We start from the raw sequence: 16,496 nt of genomic DNA, 5'->3' as shown, positions 1-16,496 counted from the left end.
AGCGCACCTCAATGGCATTGAGGGGTTTAAGAGAGCTTAAAAGCTAGAAACCTGATTCTTTGGTTAGTTTAATAGAAGTGCCTTCATGCAGTTTGCATAAACTTGCATAGAGGGCTATGAAAGAACTTAAAGTCAGAAAGAATGGTAATAGATGCCTACTCAGGTGGACTTACCAAGAAAAAGATTACAGTTTAACTTGGGGAAAGTGGACTGATAAAGTTGAAAGGGCAAGGCTAGAGTATTGTGGTAAGTTAATATACCAAGATTGCCTTTTAAATCAGTTTGACACTTCCCTGAATAGATATAACCTTTGGTTGCAAGGAATCACTTACTCAGGTAATGGAGGCTCAAAGCCTGCTGAATCCAACTTCCCTCCATTGATTTCCTTATTAGAAGAGCGTCAAGAAGAAACTTACAATAATGCTGATGCTGCTTTAATAAAGCTGATTAAAGCTTATGGGAAGGAAATTAAAACTACAGCAGATGCCAAAGCTTTTATGAAATGGCTAGATGTTAGAGGTTTAAAACCTTCTAGCAAGAAGAGATATTTAGCTATTTTGCAAGCAACTAGAAGAGACATATTTGGGGAACTAGAAGTAAAGGTTCCTCAAACTCCAATGGCTAAACCATTTACAAAAGCTGAGGTTACAAGGATACTAGCTTATCTTCAGGATAGCAAACATTACTTCATTTACCATGACTTTATACTTCTACTTTTCAACACAGGACTTAGGACTTCTGAAGCTATAGGTCTACAGTGGAAGAATATTGATCTGACCAAAAGAGAGCTGCACATTTATGAGTCTCTTGGTAGGAGTAAAGGTAGTAGTAATAGGCGGGAACGTAAGACTACTAAAACTGGTAAATATAGGGTTGTGCCAATTAACAATAATGTTTATCAAATGTTAATTAAAAGACCTAAAGGAGGTAAGGATGAGTTGGTATTTACTTCTTTAAAAGGTCTAGCAATAGATGACCACACCCTAAGTCAAAGATGCTGGAGAAACACTCTCAAAGCTTTAAATATTGAACATAGGGCTCTATACACAACTAGACATACATTTGTTAGCCACTGTGTTGATAGTGGTTTAACTGTGGCTGAGGTTTCTTCAATTACTGGGCATAACCCTAAAGTGCTTTTAGATCATTATCTAGGTAGTGTTAAGAAACCCCACTTACCTGAATTATGATCTCATATTTCTCTTTTTATCTACTATCAATAAACAAGGAAACAGAAAATGGAAAACCCTGCTTTGATAACAATAGTTGAAGAACTAGAAGCTTGTGTGAAGGAACTAGAAAAGTCTATTAAGGTTATAAAAGTATATGACACTCATTTTCAAGATGACCCTGAATCAGTATTCACCCTTACTTGTGGTGAGTTTAGTGAGGTTTCTCGCATAGTTTTCAAAAGGCTACAGACCTTGCAAGTAAGGATTATTACTTCTGATGTAGGTTATAAAGCTCCCTAATTTAAATAACCTGATGAATAGTTGAGCTTAGAGTTAATTCATCAGGTTATTTGATAAATCAGTGGGTGATTTATTTTTTCTCCTTTGCTATTTCTTTCTCAATTTTCTTACTTAGTTTCTGAATTTCTGAATCAAACTTTTCTTGCATTTCAGGTAAGACTTTAAGGACGGCTTCTAAAACTTCTATCTTCTTATCTTCTGACTCCTCTGCAAAGTGTTTTTGAATTGCAGTATTCCAATCATTTATCAAGTCTGGCAGGGTTGAAAATACTATGTTAATTTCATTTTTGATTGGTATTGGCATTGTTAGATACCTGAATAATAAAGTAAGGGTCTTTAATTATTTCCATTATAGAACTAAAGACTTAACTGAAATAACCTGATGAACAGCTAATCTTATAGTTGACTCATCAGGTTTTTTGATGTGAATGGGGGCTGAGGGTTTAAGATTCTGCTATTTCTTTAATTTTCTGCATTAAGTCTTGCTTGGTGCTAATTTCCTCCCTTGAAATTACCTCCATTCTGTATGCAACATACAAATCTTCAAGAGCTTCTTCAAGTGTGCTTTTTACATCCTGCACTTTACTTACATATTTTTCATCATTATCCTGATGTACAGTAAAATCTTCACCATCAGGGATTCTGATTTCTAAAGCCCCATCTACTGATAAGTAGGAGCTATATAATTTTTTGATTGCTTCTTTTCTCGCTTCTTGAGCCTGCATAATTACACACTTGGTTGATTGTTACAGAGGGGTTGTATACCATTAGCTATTCAGTTTATGTGATAGTGTTCACTATAGTGCGATCGCTCCCTATTGAGAACTCTAATGGTAAAGGGCAAATTGATGAGTAGCTAATCTTATAGCTGACTCATCAAGTTTTCTTGATATGAGAGGGGTAATGTTAGTTGTTTACATACCCATTCTTTTTAATTTCTCTTGTACCTTGTCAAGTTCACTGACTGTTCTAAATTGAGTTTTATTAACATTTCCATGTGTAGAAGATTTATTGGCATCTGTTTCTACTAGCTGCTCTGTCCCTGTAGGCTTAATAGAGTTTTCTTGTTCTGACATAAGGTATTTTTCTACTAAGTCTAGATCACATTCAGGGGAACCTTCTTCAATGTGATTCCAGAAGAATACATTGTCAACCATACCTACATCAACTATATGCTTTAGAATATATCCAGACATTGTAGACAAACTCTCACTATGGTCTGGGTCTATATAATCTGAGTCTTTATATATGACATTACATTCACTTAAGGACCAAACATCACCTAGTAGCTTATATGCTTGGTAGAGTTTGCTGATAGCTTCTCTTCTTGCTTCTACTCCAGTAAGCATTCTATCTTCTACAATCTCATTATTACTCCCGGTTCGCCCATTTTTTAGGGAGTTAGGAAAAATGTGCAGATAAAAGTATAATCAGAGACAGGTTATACAAAATAAGCTAAGTAAGTATATGTTCGACGTTATGGCAACTGAATCCATAATTACAAACGAACGAGTAGATGACATACCCGTACTACTCACACAGATAGAACGGATGGGTGTACAAAAGCTAATAGATAAAAACTTCCCCACCCATGGAAATTGGCGAGGACAAAGCTTGGGGAATGTAGCAGTGATCTGGTTAACACATATCTTATCGCAAGCAGACCACCGTTTAAATCAAGTTCAAGCCTGGGCTGGTAAACGGTTAGAAACATTGAAAAAATTGATTGGTGAAAGCTTAAACGAACTTGACCTAACCGATGACCGATTAGAAGCAGTATTGCGTTACCTTAACTGTGACGAGAACTGGTATGCGTTTGAGGAAGAACTGGGAAGTAATTTGTTGCAAGTGTATGATATCAAACCAGAACGGGTAAGACTGGATAGTACAACAGCTTCAAGTTATTGCGGGGTGAATACTGAAGGGCTATTTCAATGGGGTCATAGCAAAGACCATCGTCCAGATTTGGCACAAGTCAAAATCATGCTATCAACATTAGACCCATTAGGAATGCCAATAGCAACAGAAATATTATCGGGAGAAAAAGCAGATGACCCTTTATATATCCCCGCAATTGAGAGAGTCCGTTCGACGCTAAAACAGCCAGGATTACTGTATATTGGGGACTGTAAAATGGCATCAATGGGGACAAGAATCCATATTGTATCAGGGGGAGATTTTTATCTATGTCCTTTAAATGCCAAGCAAACACCGACAGAAAAATTAAGAGAATATCTGCAACCAGTTTGGGATGAAAAACAAGAATTGACAACTATCAATTATGATTATGCAGATGGAAAAACGAGAGAGATTGCTGAAGGATTTGAACTAAAATTGCTCCAAAAAGAAAAGATTAACGAGCAAGAAATATCTTGGGAAGAGCGACAATTAGTAGTCCGTTCTTATGCCATTGCCCAGACAGAGGAAAAATATCTACGTGAACGCATACAGAAAACCGTTCATGCTCTTGAACAACTAAAAATCCCCAAACGCGGCAAGAAAAAGCTGACATCATTTCCAGAGTGGGAGTTATCTGTAGCTGAGATTCTCAAGCGTTATCGGACTGGGGGATTATTTGAAATTGATATTCAAACTCAGCGAGTTGAAAAAGTTAAAAGACAATATGGCGAACGTCAATCTCAAATAATAGAAGAAGTTTCCTTTAATTTAGATTTTAAAATTAATGAAGACGCGGTAAAACAACAAGTTCAACTGTTAGGCTGGCGAGTTTATGTCACTAATGAAACTGAAGCTAACCTGAGTTTGAAACAAGCAGTTCGTGCTTATAGAGATGAGTATTTGACAGAACGAGGATTTGCTCGACTTAAAGGCTTTCCTCTTTCTTTAACTCCAATTTATTTACAACGTGAAGACCATATTACTGGTTTGATCCGACTACTTTCAATTGGTTTGCGAGTTTTGACTCTTTTAGAGTTTCAGGTTCGTCGCCATCTTGACAAAAATCAAGAAAAATTGGCTGGACTTTATGCTGGTAATCCTCAGCGTAAAACGGCACGTCCTACTGCTGAAATGCTTCTTGTTGCATTTAAAGAAATCACATTGATATTAATTGAGGTTAACAATGAAGTCTACACTCATTTAACTACTCTTTCCCCTTTACAGCAGCGTATTCTTGTTTTACTTGGGTTTCCCCCTACTATTTATACTCAGCTTAGTGGTCAATCTTTTACTCCTGAGTAGAATTCTTCTAACTCTCGCAAAAATGGGCGAACCGGGAGTTATTAGTCATAATCCACACCTAGCTAAGTACCTGCCTATAATAGATCATCCTATACCTCAAGTCAAATGATTCATGTCACTATAATGCGATCGCTCTATTGATAGTTGGTATAGGGTATTAGAGGGGGCTTTTACTGTCTAAGTAAGGTAAATTATCTATAGTTATATATAATGCTTGTGGTATCCTAAGTGGTAGCGTACCCCCTTTGATTATAGCTTGAAAGGTATACTGGGTAAGGGTTATAGATTTAGGCTATACATACCTATGATACTAGTTTAGATTTACTGTCTACTATATTCCTATTATCCCTAATACACTATCCAATTCCCTTACTTACTACCCTTACCTTCTATTCCTACTTACCTAAGATATACTATAAAATTTTGTCTAACTAGTAGTAAGTTTACTAAAGGTTTACTGATAACTTGGTTAAGTTTAGGGGAGGTTTACTTTCTCAGTATAACCTTTTATTTATAGTTACTAGTTTTTACTAAGTGGTAGCATACCCTTCTTACCATAATGGCTGAAAGCTTTACTAGGTAAGTGATACAGCCTATATTATTTACTATAAATACATACCTATGATACTTACCTCCCTATACTCCCTTCCCTATACTACCTTACCTCCACTAACCCCCTATACTTCCTTCCATACTAACCTTACCCCTTACTTACCTACACTTAACTATAAAATTTTGGTATCTAACCCCCTTCAGTTTACATACACACAGCCCCCTTCAGTAGGTTACGGTATGGCTGCCTTTTATATAGTTAAGTATACATTTACCCTAAAAGGAGGTGGGGCGAGCTTGCGAGCCCTTACAGTCTACTATTGTTATCACTTAACCAAGTTGTCACTTACCTAGCAATCAGTTAACTAGTCCCACACTACTAAGGAGGGCTCTAATTGACTTAGCACCCTCCCTTACCTTTAACCTACTAGAGTTACAGGAATCCTTTCTCCTCTAACTTTGCATATCTCAAACCTGATCTCTCCTTAGCTATATCAACTGCTTCCTGCGGTATCTCCCCAATAACAACTAAGCCATCATGTTGGTTGTTCAATGTCTGGAATCCATATACAGGTCCAAGTTTAGTTAAGTTGTGTATGAATCCAGCTTCACTACCCTGTAAGAAGAATGCTGATAACTTTCTCTTAAGGGTATTTGAGTTAACCCACTCTCCCTTAGTATTCTTATAGTCATCTAGGTTAAAGAATACTCCTGTTCTGTTATATACTCTATGTGACCCTCTAGGGTATACGGAGTTCTTTTTTAGGTATCTTTGGATCAACCACTCCTGCCAGTTATCAATACTTACCTTCAAGGGTCTAACTACACCAAAGAACTTCTTATAGTAAGACATAGCTAACTCAGCATCACCATTTGCTTCCTCATAGAAGCAGTTAAACAGGGCTCTACTAGGAGCAGCATCAGTTTCAACCCACTCACCATTTACTTTCTTAAGAGCCTTTGTAGGGGCAAAATCTTCTACAGTAACCTTTTCAATCATGAAGGCTCCCATGACTAGTGCTAGAAAACACTCCTTCCATCTATCCTTACTGACACCTACCATATCAGCAAATACCTGTTTATCTTGGTCTAGGTAGTTAGTTAACCAAGTAGTGTCAATCTTATCCTTCCACTGAGCATCATCATTAGCGTCTTCAAACCATTGAATCAAGCCCCACACTTGAGAACTCTTAAGATCATAGTTCTTTAGATTAGGTATCCCACTAAAGCCAGCTTGCTTCATAGCCCTGCTACAGTTTTGCATGCCTACACCTGCTTCTGTTATTCTACCACTCATCTGAGGACCCTTTTCACTAAACATAACCTTGTAGTCCACAAAGTCACCATGCTCATTAACTGTATGGCTTAGTATATGTTGATAAGCATGACTGTCAAGGGCTAGAACTTTATTATCCCTAATAGTTCCACCGCCAAACAGACCATCTGCTACATCACTAAGCCTATCTATGTGAGACTTAATAGCAACTATATTAACTCTACATAGTTTAATAAGCTCTTGAGCATCAAGTATCAGTTCAGGGTGATCAGTACCCTTATCACTCTTTTTAGGGTATCTAACCTCCTTAAGTGTGTTAATCAGTTTACCACTTATCAGGTCATAATACTTAGAAGACTTAGCCTCCTCCAGGGTATTGACCCCTGATGATATCAACATAGCTAATATAGATAGATGTATACGGAACTCTCTACAGATGTGTTTCTGCTTACTATAGGTTTGACTAACCAAATGCCCATCTACTGTGGTATAAGTACCAATGTTCTTAACCTCAATAAGCTCCTTTGCAATCAGTCCATCAATATCTAACTTAACTTTCTGACCCCATTCTTGCTGCATCAACTTGAAGCTAACAGGAACCCAACCTTCTTCCTTTCTACTGAGACTTACTAATGTAGAATTATACAAGTGAACAAAGAAGTGGTAGTCAGCAGAGGAGTAACCTTTAAGTAGGTTGTCTATTAAGTTCTTAGTAGACTCTGAGCTTTTGTAGCGTTTAGTGATGTATGCGTTTGTCATATTCAGTTGTTTATTTAGTTTTAGTGAGAAAAGGAGAAGGTAAATTCTTGAGGGAGAGAAGCATCATAATTACCTCCCTCAATTGTAATACTAAATTACCAAAGCCGCTGCATTTGGGGTAGGGCTATCAGAGGGAATAGTATAACCAGCTTTCTTTAGCTGCCTCATGATAAAGCTATAACCCTTAAAGGTGCAAACACAAACTGAGTAGTTTCTATCTCTTTTAAAGTCATACTTTTGTGCAGTTCTCATATAGCCTTCCTCTACAAGGGTAGACTTAGGAACATTGCAATGTTGAGCATCATAGAAAACAAAACCTTTTTCTCTAAGAAATTTAAATAAGTTGTTAGGTCCCATACCAGGGATAGCTAAATTCTTAGCAACAGCAGCAATACTCATTGTCCCATCAGTATCACAAAGTCTAGTCCAACTTTCAGCTTTAGGAGTCAGTTCAACTACTTTACTATTCAGTTCAGCAGCTTTCAATACTAACTGCTGCTTCTCTTCCTCAGACGCGACAAAAGCTCTCAATGCAGATAAATAGTCATTAGGAAATTTAGCTTCTCTGGCTGCTCTAAATAACTGGACTAATTTGACTTTAGCAGCCCTAACTTGGGGTGTATTAAGACTAAAAGTTAATGCCAAATAAGCTTGGTCTTCATTTAACAAGTAGAAAGTTTCAGGTCTACCTCCTGTACTTTCCGCGCTCTCAACAGCTAAAGTACCAAGTTCTTCAAAGTCAGATTGATAAGTCCTGATTAAGTCCTTAAAGTTCTTATGCAGAATACCTAACTCAGCAGCCACTAATCTTGAATCTACAACTAGAATATCTTGAACAGTTTGAATAGAAATATTTATGTTGGACATGGTAATATGTTTATATAAGTTTGAATATTTAGGTAGCCCCCATTAGTAAATCAGTGAGGGCTATTTACTTTTAGAATAATTGACTTTTGTAATCTTGAATGTAAGACTTAACTGCTGCTCTTATGATATCTGATTTATCTAAACCTCTTAAATCAGCTATCTTCTGAAGCTCTGCATTGTCATTTAAGTAAAGTCTAATTGAAGTAATCTTATCTAGTTGCATATTTAGTAGTTAGTTAATAAGTTATTTGGAAAGTTGTATTTCCTTACTCATCTAATATATCACATTTACTAATAGATTACAAGAGATAAGACTGGTATTAAATGGGCAATTCATGAACCCGCCCCCTCAATAAACACTAATATTAACTAACTCATAAGAGGAATAGATGGAAGACTTTAAAACTTGGTAATCTGTAATTCCCAATTAACTAAACCTTAGACAACTGACAATAGTTGTATTACCTTTGCTAACCTAATCCCTGAAGCGTTGAAGATTAGGAAACTAATATTAGATTGCTCAGTGAAGTGAACTTACAATAGTCAGAACTAGAGTCAGTTATTTAATAGTCAGCTTAGTGGTAGTTAGCCTGATTCATTTGGCTTAGAAACAGGTGGCTTAGTGGTATTCAACTAATAATTCAGTCAGCTTAGAAACAGGTGGCTTAGAAAGTTGTAGCATTTGCAGTATACTATACCGCAGTTATCACATATAGTACACTTATGCTATCAACAGTCTTAACCCAAGTTAGCTTGTATCTGCTCCCATTCAAATTGGAATATAGTCCTAACAGCCTGCTGTTTGTTTTGATATTGTAATGAGTAATCTGTACAAAGTTTTCTAAGTTGTGCTGCCTTCATTTGCTTTAACTGTTTCTGTCTGTCTACAGTGTTATCAACTTCATCTGTAGAAGCCAATAAAGTCCCCTCACTCTGTTCTTGCTGTAAGTTATCTTCCACTGTGGGATTGCTGTCTAAAGTAGATTCAGTTAATGATGACTCAGCTATTAATTCACCTACTGGTAAATCAGCTAGTGGTTGATCTATTGGTAAGTTAGTTAATGATTCAGTTAATGGTAAACCAGCTAATGTAACTTCAGTATTCTGTTTACTTACTTTACAATAAACTTTCCTTCCTAAATTAAAGATTGCTGTCAGTAATAAAAATAGTAATTTAATAAGTCTAAAAATAAACCTGACAGTTGCCTTGAAGTCACTAGCAAACTCTTGTGATTGGACTTCTGTTAATGATTGCTGAAAATATGTATTCATGTTTATTATTCCTGTCTATTGTTGATTTGCTGTTTGTTAATAAAAAAAGATAACTAAATACTGAATCGTTAGTTATTTTATAAACTTAGGGAGTATAAAGTTCTGTCTACTGTATAGCTAACAGTGAGAGGCTAACCAGGTGACTACTTAAGCTTTTAGTCCTGTTAGTGAGTGAAGCAGATATGTCCTATCAGTGAGGGGCTAAAAGAGGTCTTACCACTGAAGCGTATTGGCTCAGTAGGTGAGTGACAAGAGTTCTCCAAAGGTGAGATGCTAAGAGGACTCTTAAAGAGAAAAGAAAGAAGCATGACACCATGAAAACTTAGGGAGTACACACCCCCTTGCTACTCCTTACTAACACAGTTAACTCAGTTCACTCTCCATCTGGTATAAGGTACTAACATGTAGCTTTCCCTTATTACCGGAGTAGTGTAGCCACAGATACTAACACAAGGTTTTCTCTGTAGACTATTCACTGAGTTAAAGCGTTCAGGAGTAGATTATTCAGCTCTCTACCTTAAACATCCTCTGTGTCAAGCACTTCTGAGGTTGTTACGGTTGTAGAGAGATAAAAGGCTTAAACTTCAACCCTCTGTGTCTATACTGCGTATAGCACTTCTGAGGGGCGTTACAGTTCCTTCTATAGGTTTATAGACTAATCCGCACTGTAGTACATAGAGAGTAAACTTAATTACAGTCAACCTATGCTTATAGACAACTAACAAAGCTAATCAGCTTCCTAAGAAGTTTTCACTAAGCTAGTCATCTAAACCTTACACTAATCAGCTCACAAGGAGTTTTCATACAAAGTCTACAGTGGTTTCATCTAATCACCATTGGTCTTAGGCAGAATAAGAACTGACACACAATCCTACAAGTAGGCAGAATAAGTTCCGCACACAATCCTAAGACACCTGAATGTTAAGGGCATCCATCAATAAAAAAGAGAGAGTTGATGCTCTCTAACACACCTACTGTTTTATACCCCCCGCCATTAGTCACCTGCCCCAGCCCACCCTGTACAGATACATATATATTTAACAACCCAGGTATCTAAATACAAAACTACTTTTATTTAAACTACTATAAGTCACCTTTATTATTTATCCCACTTTACATTAGTTCATTTAATGTATATAATAAACATAAGTAAACTTTTATTTTAGATGGCTACAAAACAAGAACTGCTAGATGCTTATAAAGGATTAAATCCTTCTGGCAATAGAGAGTTACCAGTTAAAATTATTCAGGTAGTTGTAGAACAAATTAAATCATTTATATTAGGTGATGGCTATCAAAAGAAAATAAAACTTTTAGCTATCAACCCTGAGCAACAAGAACAATTAAATTTACAATTAGAGCAGATTAAACTTTATAGTCTATTACAGGATGTTTACCTAGATGTACCTGTTTATGGAGAAACTTATATTGAGGTTTCTGATGGTAAGCTGCGTCATATTAGAACACTTGATGTTGATGACATAAAAGTTGACCCTCTTGACCCTTTAAAGGTTGTTTATCTAAAGGAATCAAGAGAGATTTATGACGCTGTTAATAACAAGTATGTCAAGGTAAAAGTAGAACATTATCTGACTCTACCCACAGAGAATCAGACTACTCTAGATTTATTTAATCTGCCTGATTATAAATATTTTGTTAAGGTTGGTGATGCTGAACCTGTAGAAATAGGTGATCACATTCCTATTGTTAGAATAGTGAATTCATTAGATGGACGCACTGCTCAGTCTGCTATTGAAAGATTGGTTCATCTACAGCTTGAATATTCTGAAGTCAGGTCAAGAATTAATCTAAATGGTAAACATCATAAACCTCAAGTTTTTACAATTGGGACTTCTGCACCTGCGATTATAGGCAGAACTAATTCAGCACAACTTGAGAGTGTAGAGTCAGCTACAGGGTCAGCAGCTTTCCAAACAGCATTTACTTCTGATGCTGCTAGTATTTTACATTTACCTATATCTAATAGTGCTGCTGAATTAGGTATTACTCCTAAGATTGGATACCTACAACCAGTAGATAGCCCATACTTAGAACGTCAAAGACTAATCATTTTACAAGACATTTATTCTTTAACTGGAGTAATGGTTCTTGAGCTACAAAATGCTAGGTCAGCTTCTAGTTCATCTTCTCTCAGTGTCCTTTATGAACCATTGAAGGCAGCTACATTAAGCAGAGCCAACTATTTAATTTCAGCTATTAAAACTATATTCCTAGAGTTAGGCATTGACATTCCTTTTAGGGTGGAATTACCTGACATGATGCCTAGAGATTTACAAGATAAAAAACTGCAAATTGAAGCTGTTAGACATAAGTTAATTTCTAGGAAGAGATACCTGGTTGAAGTTGAAGGGTTAACTGAAGAAGAAGCACTCAAAGAACTTGAACAACTAGACAATGAAAAGGGATTAAACATTCAGTATTCTGCTGCTCTAACTGACTCTAAAGATAAACCTAACACTGATGAAAATACTTTATTTGAGGATAGTGCTTACTCCGCAAGAAGTAATACTGCAATTAATTAATTAATTATGGAAGAACAACAAACACAAGAATTAGATTTAGGGTTAGAAGTCATCACCCCTCCTACCATTGAAATTGATTTTGAAGCTGCTTTAGCTAAAACTAAACCTGATTTTCAAAAGATGGCTAAACTTCTAGGTATTCAACCAAGTGGTAATAATCAAGAAGAAGTGGAAAGTGACCTATTATCTAAACAGCAAGCATTAGAAAAAGAACTGAAAGAAACTTTAGTTCCTAAGATTACAGCTACTCTTCAATCAGCTTTATCTAAAACTTCAAATAGTCCTACTATTAAACCTGGTGTTTCACTTAATATTAATACCACTGAAGACTCTCGCAAGACTAGAGCTTGGAGAGGTTATTAAACCTACTAAATCAAACTAAAAATTATTTATGTTAAACGTCTATTACAATACAATTCTTTATAGATTTATTGCAGCTAACCATTTAGATGGTTCTATTATCAGTGCTGTAGCATCAGGAGATATCCCTGAAGGTTCAATTATTTCACTTAATAGTTCTGGTCAAGCAGTTCAGTGTAATGCTACTACAATACCTCTTGGTGTTGCCCGTCACGCTGCTAAAAGTGGAACAAATCTTTCTATTGAGCAAAGTTGCATTATTGAAAACAGAGGGGTTTCTCTTGGTTTAACTCCTGGAACAAGAGTATTTGCAGCAGCAGCAGGAGCAGTAGCAGCAACAGGAACTAATGCTGTAGGTGTAGCTTTAACTGCAAATAGAGTTGCAATTGCACTTAGTTAATTTTTATTACTTAATTACTAATTTAAACAAAATATATGACTTGGACTACTCAATTTTTTGGTGAACTTTCTCAATTAGATGCTGAATTAACTAGTATAGATAACATTTCTGTAGTTCAGATAATTAGAGAAGTTGATAATGATATCACCTTTTATAATGACCAAAGTGCTAAGTTTTTTGGACCTCTAACAGAATTAATTTCAGTACCACAAAAAACTGTACGTTACTATGATGGTGAAGATTTAGAAAACTGGAATGAAGCTGCTAGACCTAGTAGCAGAATTTCTCTTTGGGATTATACTCAAGAGATTCCTTTTGAAGAAAAAATGACTGCATTAACTTTAACTACTCGCGCAGTTAAAACAATGACTGCTGATGAGTTAGCTGCTTATGTTCAATCTAAGTTGACTGCTTTCCAAAAAGCTAAGTTTAATGCTCTCAGACAAGCAATTTTTAATAACACCAATAGAGTTATTATTGACTCCCAAGCTAAATATCAAACTACAAGTTTGCCATTTTGGAACTCTGCTACTGGTACTAGTGTGCCTGCTATTAATGGATATACTTTTGTATCAGGGGATTTGCAACATTACAATGGTGTTGCTACTGGTACTACTCCTACAGGTACAGATGTTAGAACCCGCTTAATTGATAAAGTGCGGCATCATGGGTTTAACCAAATTGAGATTTGGGTATCTCCTTATGATTACAGTTTGGAAGCATTAACTGGTATTTTTGTGCCTGCTGATAACCAGATTGGTAGGTCTTTAATGACTGCAACTGGAACAGCAACTAATGAAAGAATGCGTCCATTTAGTCCCTGGGAAAACCTAGTTGGATTTGTTTACAACTGTCCAATAATCAAAACTCCTATTGTGCCACCTAACTATGCAATTGCAGTTGGAACAGATGGTGGAGCATTAAAAGCACCTTTCTTAAGTCGTCAACATCCAATTGCATCTCTTCAAGGATTGCAAACTGAAGTTAAGTCTAATTTCCCTTTAGAAAATACAATTATGACTGAGGGTTTTGGCTATGCTCCTAACCATCGTGGTGCTGTAGCAGTTCTTCAAATGAACTCTACTACTTATACAGTTCCTACTATAGTTTAACTCTAATCATTTGGAGGGGTAATTCCCTCCTGTAAAACATTATGTTTGCAGATTTAGAAAGATATAAAGCCTTAGAAAGAGATTTATCAATATCATCAATTCTTAATCAGTTTTCTGGTTTAGTTTATGTTCCAGCTATAACTTATCCAAGTTTTCAAAATACTTTACAAACTGCTGGTGCAGTAACCATAAATGTAGATAATGCTACTTGCACTATACAAGGTAGTGCTACTATTTACCCTGCTTATTTCATTCCAGGTTACACAACTGAAAGTGCTTCTTTAGCTGGCAATTTTAACAATGTTATAACTAGTAATTCTTTATTTAGTTTGTTTGACAGCGAAGTATTAATAACTCAGTTAAGTCCTACTTACTGGTATCCTAATAATTATCCTGATGCTTCATGGGGTAGACTTAGACAATGCCCTTTTCTTGCAAGTTATTTTTTTGATTTAGGTTCTTCTAAAACTTATGCTGGAACTCTTGATTATTTTCAATATGATGATTCAGGATTATTTTTATTTAATCTTTTAGAAGTTTATCAATTTGTAAGTGGAGGAATTAATAATAATGTAAATGTTAGAGTTACTTCTGCTAATATGACTTACCAACCATATACTGATAGTAGTGGTGGGATTCAAGCTTTATCTAAAAATACTATTATCAATTATATAAAAAGATTTCCCAATAGGATAATTTAAAATTATGCCAGTCTCAATTACTTGGACTAATTTCTTTAATAATTATTTACGCCCTGCTTTAAATGACACTACTACTAGTATTGTTGATAGTAGCAGAGCTAATTTACTTACATTATTTGTACTTTCTGATCTTCAAGCTAAAGGTTTAACTGACATAACATCTACTGTATCTAGTGGAGCTATTACCTCATTAGATGCAAATGTGATTGATGCTTGGAACTTAATAGGATTTGGAGTTAAATATTACTTTGTAAATGACCCTGTAGTTAAATATGATTCTGCTTCTGGTACTTCCATTACTAGAGACAGAGAATTAATAGAAAAAGCACAAACAGATTATTTTTTACATCTCAGGGCTTATATTACTATTAACAAATTAGCTACACTAACTGCTGCTGAATTCTGGACTCAACAAGATGTTATAGATTTAATAGGCAGTGGAGCTTCTAAAACTTGTTGTAAGGATAGCTTAGAAGATAAGTTAGCTTTAATTGCTAGGGAAGAACAAAAAGATTTAACTATTGGTGATCAGAAAAGATTAACTGCTATTGAGTTAAGGCAACTTGAAAGAAGTTATGAATTAGAAGATAAAGCTGCATTAATTGAAAAGTCAGCTACCAATGGTGCATGGACTTCAGCAGGACAATTTACTGTTTCTTACTTGGTTGATTACCAAACAGAATTAGAAGACACTGTACCTTTATTCCAATTAGATTTAGATAATGATTCCTTTGGTATTCCAACTATTGTAAATGTACAAACTTACAGTGGTGGTTTCATTGACACTGCAAAATATAAGAGATTGGATATTGAACTTGTTGCTACTGCTAATGTCAGCTTTATATTAAAAGAATTAGTTGGTCTTACTTGGCAGAATGTTGGTACTTTAACTACTGATAATACTATTGTTAAAAGCTATTCATTGGTTAATACAAATGTCATCAAAGTAGAAGTTACAGGCACTCAAGCTAACACACAATTATTTATCAGAGGAACTTTAAAAGGTTATTAATATGGCTATAGAAATCAGTCCAAGCACCCCTTCTAGCCCTATTCCTACTGTTAATGGTATATCTGTTATCTGGCTTGGTAATTGGGATAATGCTAGAGTTTATAGACGCAATGAAGGAGTATTTTATAATAGCTCCAGCTTTAGAGCCAATAAAACTACTACTCAAACTCCTTCTAATTCAGCTACAGATTGGGATTTATTATCTCAAGGAGTAGATGTATCTAATATTAACAATCACATTGCAAACACATCTAATCCTCACAGCACTACAGCAGCCCAAGTAGGAGCAATTCCTACATCTGAAAAAGGAATAGTTTCTGGGGTAGCTACTTTAGATAGTGGAGGTAAAATTCCTGATGTTCAAATAGCGTCAACCATTGCTAGGTTAACTAATGTTACTGCTGCTCAAGTTGGTAACACTAGTTCTCAATGGAATGCAGATAGAATTCAAGGAGTAAATGTACACACTGCTACTCCTACAAATGGGCAAGTTTTAACTTACAGCACTTCAAATAATAGATACGAACCTTCTACTCCTTCTGGTACTAGTAAAATCATCCAAGTAATAAATTCATCTGTTCCTTTTTGGTCAATTTCTACAAGTGGAACTCAACAAAGTACAACTCTTACTGCTTCAATAACCCCTACTAATGCTAGTTCAACTATTTATATAACAGGAGCATTAACAGGTGTAACAAAAAGTACGTCAGTAAATACTCACTATTTTAGTGTTCAAGTATTTGATGGAACTAATGGATATACTATAGCTATTAATGTTGGTAGAAGAGCCGATGCTTATCCTGAAGCTGTACCTATTATTTTATTTCTTCCTGCTTCAGATACATCTACCAGAACCTATACAGTTAGATGTAATCAAATTGGTGGGGGACTTATATCTACTAATACAACTAACTATTTAACATTAATGGAAATTGCTCCATAAAAATAAATATAATTAATTATGATAAA

General features: G+C 35.6%; 17 protein-coding genes. 10 read left to right on the top strand and 7 right to left on the bottom strand.

Translation table 11 applies throughout. The features are described 5' to 3' along the window. Positions 1-116 precede the first annotated feature (116 nt). Together xerC and HEQ36_RS10900 are read left to right on the top strand one after the other, a co-directional pair. Positions 117-1,190, top strand: a complete 1,074-nt coding sequence (xerC, locus tag HEQ36_RS10905; protein WP_168636415.1) for a site-specific integrase — start codon at positions 117-119, stop codon at positions 1,188-1,190. Positions 1,191-1,238: 48 nt separating this feature from the next. Beyond that, positions 1,239-1,472, top strand: a complete 234-nt coding sequence (locus HEQ36_RS10900; protein WP_039201112.1) for a hypothetical protein — start codon at positions 1,239-1,241, stop codon at positions 1,470-1,472. 70 nt (positions 1,473-1,542) lie between these two features. On the opposite strand, the gene HEQ36_RS10895 is transcribed toward HEQ36_RS10900, so the two are convergent. The 3 genes from HEQ36_RS10895 to HEQ36_RS10885 form a co-directional block, all read right to left on the bottom strand. Beyond that, positions 1,543-1,776: a hypothetical protein gene (locus HEQ36_RS10895; RefSeq protein ID WP_168636416.1), complete on the bottom strand. Its 234-nt coding sequence runs from the start codon at positions 1,774-1,776 to the stop codon at positions 1,543-1,545. Between the two features lie 139 nt (positions 1,777-1,915). Then, on the bottom strand, positions 1,916-2,197 hold the full coding sequence (locus HEQ36_RS10890) for a hypothetical protein (RefSeq protein ID WP_168636417.1): 282 nt from the start codon (positions 2,195-2,197) through the stop codon (positions 1,916-1,918). Between the two features lie 189 nt (positions 2,198-2,386). Continuing rightward, positions 2,387-2,821, bottom strand: a complete 435-nt coding sequence (locus tag HEQ36_RS10885; RefSeq protein WP_168636418.1) for a hypothetical protein — start codon at positions 2,819-2,821, stop codon at positions 2,387-2,389. A 130-nt stretch (positions 2,822-2,951) separates the two neighbouring features. On the opposite strand from HEQ36_RS10885, the gene HEQ36_RS10880 reads away from it, so the two are divergent. After that, a complete protein-coding gene (locus HEQ36_RS10880) occupies positions 2,952-4,673 on the top strand; it encodes an IS1634 family transposase (RefSeq protein ID WP_053538855.1) in 1,722 nt (573 codons plus the stop codon). Positions 4,674-5,658: 985 nt separating this feature from the next. Here the strand turns inward: HEQ36_RS10880 and HEQ36_RS10875 are convergent. The 4 genes from HEQ36_RS10875 to HEQ36_RS10860 form a co-directional block, all read right to left on the bottom strand. Then, the gene (locus HEQ36_RS10875; protein WP_168636420.1) at positions 5,659-7,260 is read right to left on the bottom strand and encodes a hypothetical protein; all 1,602 of its coding nucleotides are present in this window, start codon (positions 7,258-7,260) and stop codon (positions 5,659-5,661) included. 90 nt (positions 7,261-7,350) lie between these two features. Then, a complete protein-coding gene (locus HEQ36_RS10870) occupies positions 7,351-8,127 on the bottom strand; it encodes a phage regulatory protein/antirepressor Ant (protein WP_168636421.1) in 777 nt (258 codons plus the stop codon). Positions 8,128-8,197: 70 nt separating this feature from the next. Then, positions 8,198-8,350, bottom strand: coding sequence for a ribbon-helix-helix protein, CopG family (locus tag HEQ36_RS10865; RefSeq protein ID WP_168636422.1), 153 nt, complete (start codon positions 8,348-8,350; stop codon positions 8,198-8,200). 515 nt (positions 8,351-8,865) lie between these two features. Further along, entirely contained in the window at positions 8,866-9,399 is a 534-nt protein-coding gene (locus HEQ36_RS10860) for a hypothetical protein (RefSeq protein WP_168636423.1), read from the bottom strand. 1,166 nt (positions 9,400-10,565) lie between these two features. On the opposite strand from HEQ36_RS10860, the gene HEQ36_RS10855 reads away from it, so the two are divergent. The 7 genes from HEQ36_RS10855 to HEQ36_RS10825 are packed head-to-tail and all read left to right on the top strand — an operon-like array spanning position 10,566 to position 16,470. Next, complete coding sequence (locus tag HEQ36_RS10855) at positions 10,566-11,942, top strand: hypothetical protein (RefSeq protein ID WP_168636424.1); 1,377 nt, start codon at positions 10,566-10,568, stop codon at positions 11,940-11,942. A gap of 6 nt (positions 11,943-11,948) precedes the next feature. Further along, the gene (locus tag HEQ36_RS10850; protein WP_168636425.1) at positions 11,949-12,305 is read left to right on the top strand and encodes a hypothetical protein; all 357 of its coding nucleotides are present in this window, start codon (positions 11,949-11,951) and stop codon (positions 12,303-12,305) included. A gap of 28 nt (positions 12,306-12,333) precedes the next feature. Next, positions 12,334-12,702 carry a hypothetical protein gene (locus HEQ36_RS10845; protein WP_168636426.1) on the top strand — a complete coding sequence of 123 codons (369 nt, stop codon included), beginning with the start codon at positions 12,334-12,336 and terminating at the stop codon, positions 12,700-12,702. A gap of 35 nt (positions 12,703-12,737) precedes the next feature. Continuing rightward, positions 12,738-13,814: a hypothetical protein gene (locus HEQ36_RS10840; RefSeq protein WP_168636427.1), complete on the top strand. Its 1,077-nt coding sequence runs from the start codon at positions 12,738-12,740 to the stop codon at positions 13,812-13,814. A gap of 41 nt (positions 13,815-13,855) precedes the next feature. After that, positions 13,856-14,515, top strand: coding sequence for a hypothetical protein (locus tag HEQ36_RS10835; protein ID WP_168636428.1), 660 nt, complete (start codon positions 13,856-13,858; stop codon positions 14,513-14,515). Positions 14,516-14,519: 4 nt separating this feature from the next. Next, entirely contained in the window at positions 14,520-15,527 is a 1,008-nt protein-coding gene (locus tag HEQ36_RS10830) for a hypothetical protein (RefSeq protein WP_168636429.1), read from the top strand. Position 15,528: 1 nt separating this feature from the next. Then, entirely contained in the window at positions 15,529-16,470 is a 942-nt protein-coding gene (locus HEQ36_RS10825; RefSeq protein ID WP_168636430.1) for a hypothetical protein, read from the top strand. The last annotated feature ends 26 nt before the right edge of the window (positions 16,471-16,496 follow it).

Origin of the sequence: Anabaena sp. 54 (assembly GCF_017355725.1) — a bacterium.
Taxonomy (GTDB): Bacteria; Cyanobacteriota; Cyanobacteriia; order Cyanobacteriales; family Nostocaceae; genus Dolichospermum; species Dolichospermum heterosporum.
The sequence above is the reverse complement of the archived record's forward strand: the minus strand, read 5'-3'. Positions and strand labels throughout refer to the sequence as shown.

Coding starts and splice junctions, on each gene's coding strand:
- xerC (WP_168636415.1), top strand. CDS start 117: ATGAAAGAACTTAAAGTCAGAAAGAATGGTAATAGATGCCTACTCAGG.
- HEQ36_RS10900 (WP_039201112.1), top strand. CDS start 1,239: ATGGAAAACCCTGCTTTGATAACAATAGTTGAAGAACTAGAAGCTTGT.
- HEQ36_RS10895 (WP_168636416.1), bottom strand. CDS start 1,776: ATGCCAATACCAATCAAAAATGAAATTAACATAGTATTTTCAACCCTG.
- HEQ36_RS10890 (WP_168636417.1), bottom strand. CDS start 2,197: ATGCAGGCTCAAGAAGCGAGAAAAGAAGCAATCAAAAAATTATATAGC.
- HEQ36_RS10885 (WP_168636418.1), bottom strand. CDS start 2,821: ATGCTTACTGGAGTAGAAGCAAGAAGAGAAGCTATCAGCAAACTCTAC.
- HEQ36_RS10880 (WP_053538855.1), top strand. CDS start 2,952: ATGGCAACTGAATCCATAATTACAAACGAACGAGTAGATGACATACCC.
- HEQ36_RS10875 (WP_168636420.1), bottom strand. CDS start 7,260: ATGACAAACGCATACATCACTAAACGCTACAAAAGCTCAGAGTCTACT.
- HEQ36_RS10870 (WP_168636421.1), bottom strand. CDS start 8,127: ATGTCCAACATAAATATTTCTATTCAAACTGTTCAAGATATTCTAGTT.
- HEQ36_RS10865 (WP_168636422.1), bottom strand. CDS start 8,350: ATGCAACTAGATAAGATTACTTCAATTAGACTTTACTTAAATGACAAT.
- HEQ36_RS10860 (WP_168636423.1), bottom strand. CDS start 9,399: ATGAATACATATTTTCAGCAATCATTAACAGAAGTCCAATCACAAGAG.
- HEQ36_RS10855 (WP_168636424.1), top strand. CDS start 10,566: ATGGCTACAAAACAAGAACTGCTAGATGCTTATAAAGGATTAAATCCT.
- HEQ36_RS10850 (WP_168636425.1), top strand. CDS start 11,949: ATGGAAGAACAACAAACACAAGAATTAGATTTAGGGTTAGAAGTCATC.
- HEQ36_RS10845 (WP_168636426.1), top strand. CDS start 12,334: ATGTTAAACGTCTATTACAATACAATTCTTTATAGATTTATTGCAGCT.
- HEQ36_RS10840 (WP_168636427.1), top strand. CDS start 12,738: ATGACTTGGACTACTCAATTTTTTGGTGAACTTTCTCAATTAGATGCT.
- HEQ36_RS10835 (WP_168636428.1), top strand. CDS start 13,856: ATGTTTGCAGATTTAGAAAGATATAAAGCCTTAGAAAGAGATTTATCA.
- HEQ36_RS10830 (WP_168636429.1), top strand. CDS start 14,520: ATGCCAGTCTCAATTACTTGGACTAATTTCTTTAATAATTATTTACGC.
- HEQ36_RS10825 (WP_168636430.1), top strand. CDS start 15,529: ATGGCTATAGAAATCAGTCCAAGCACCCCTTCTAGCCCTATTCCTACT.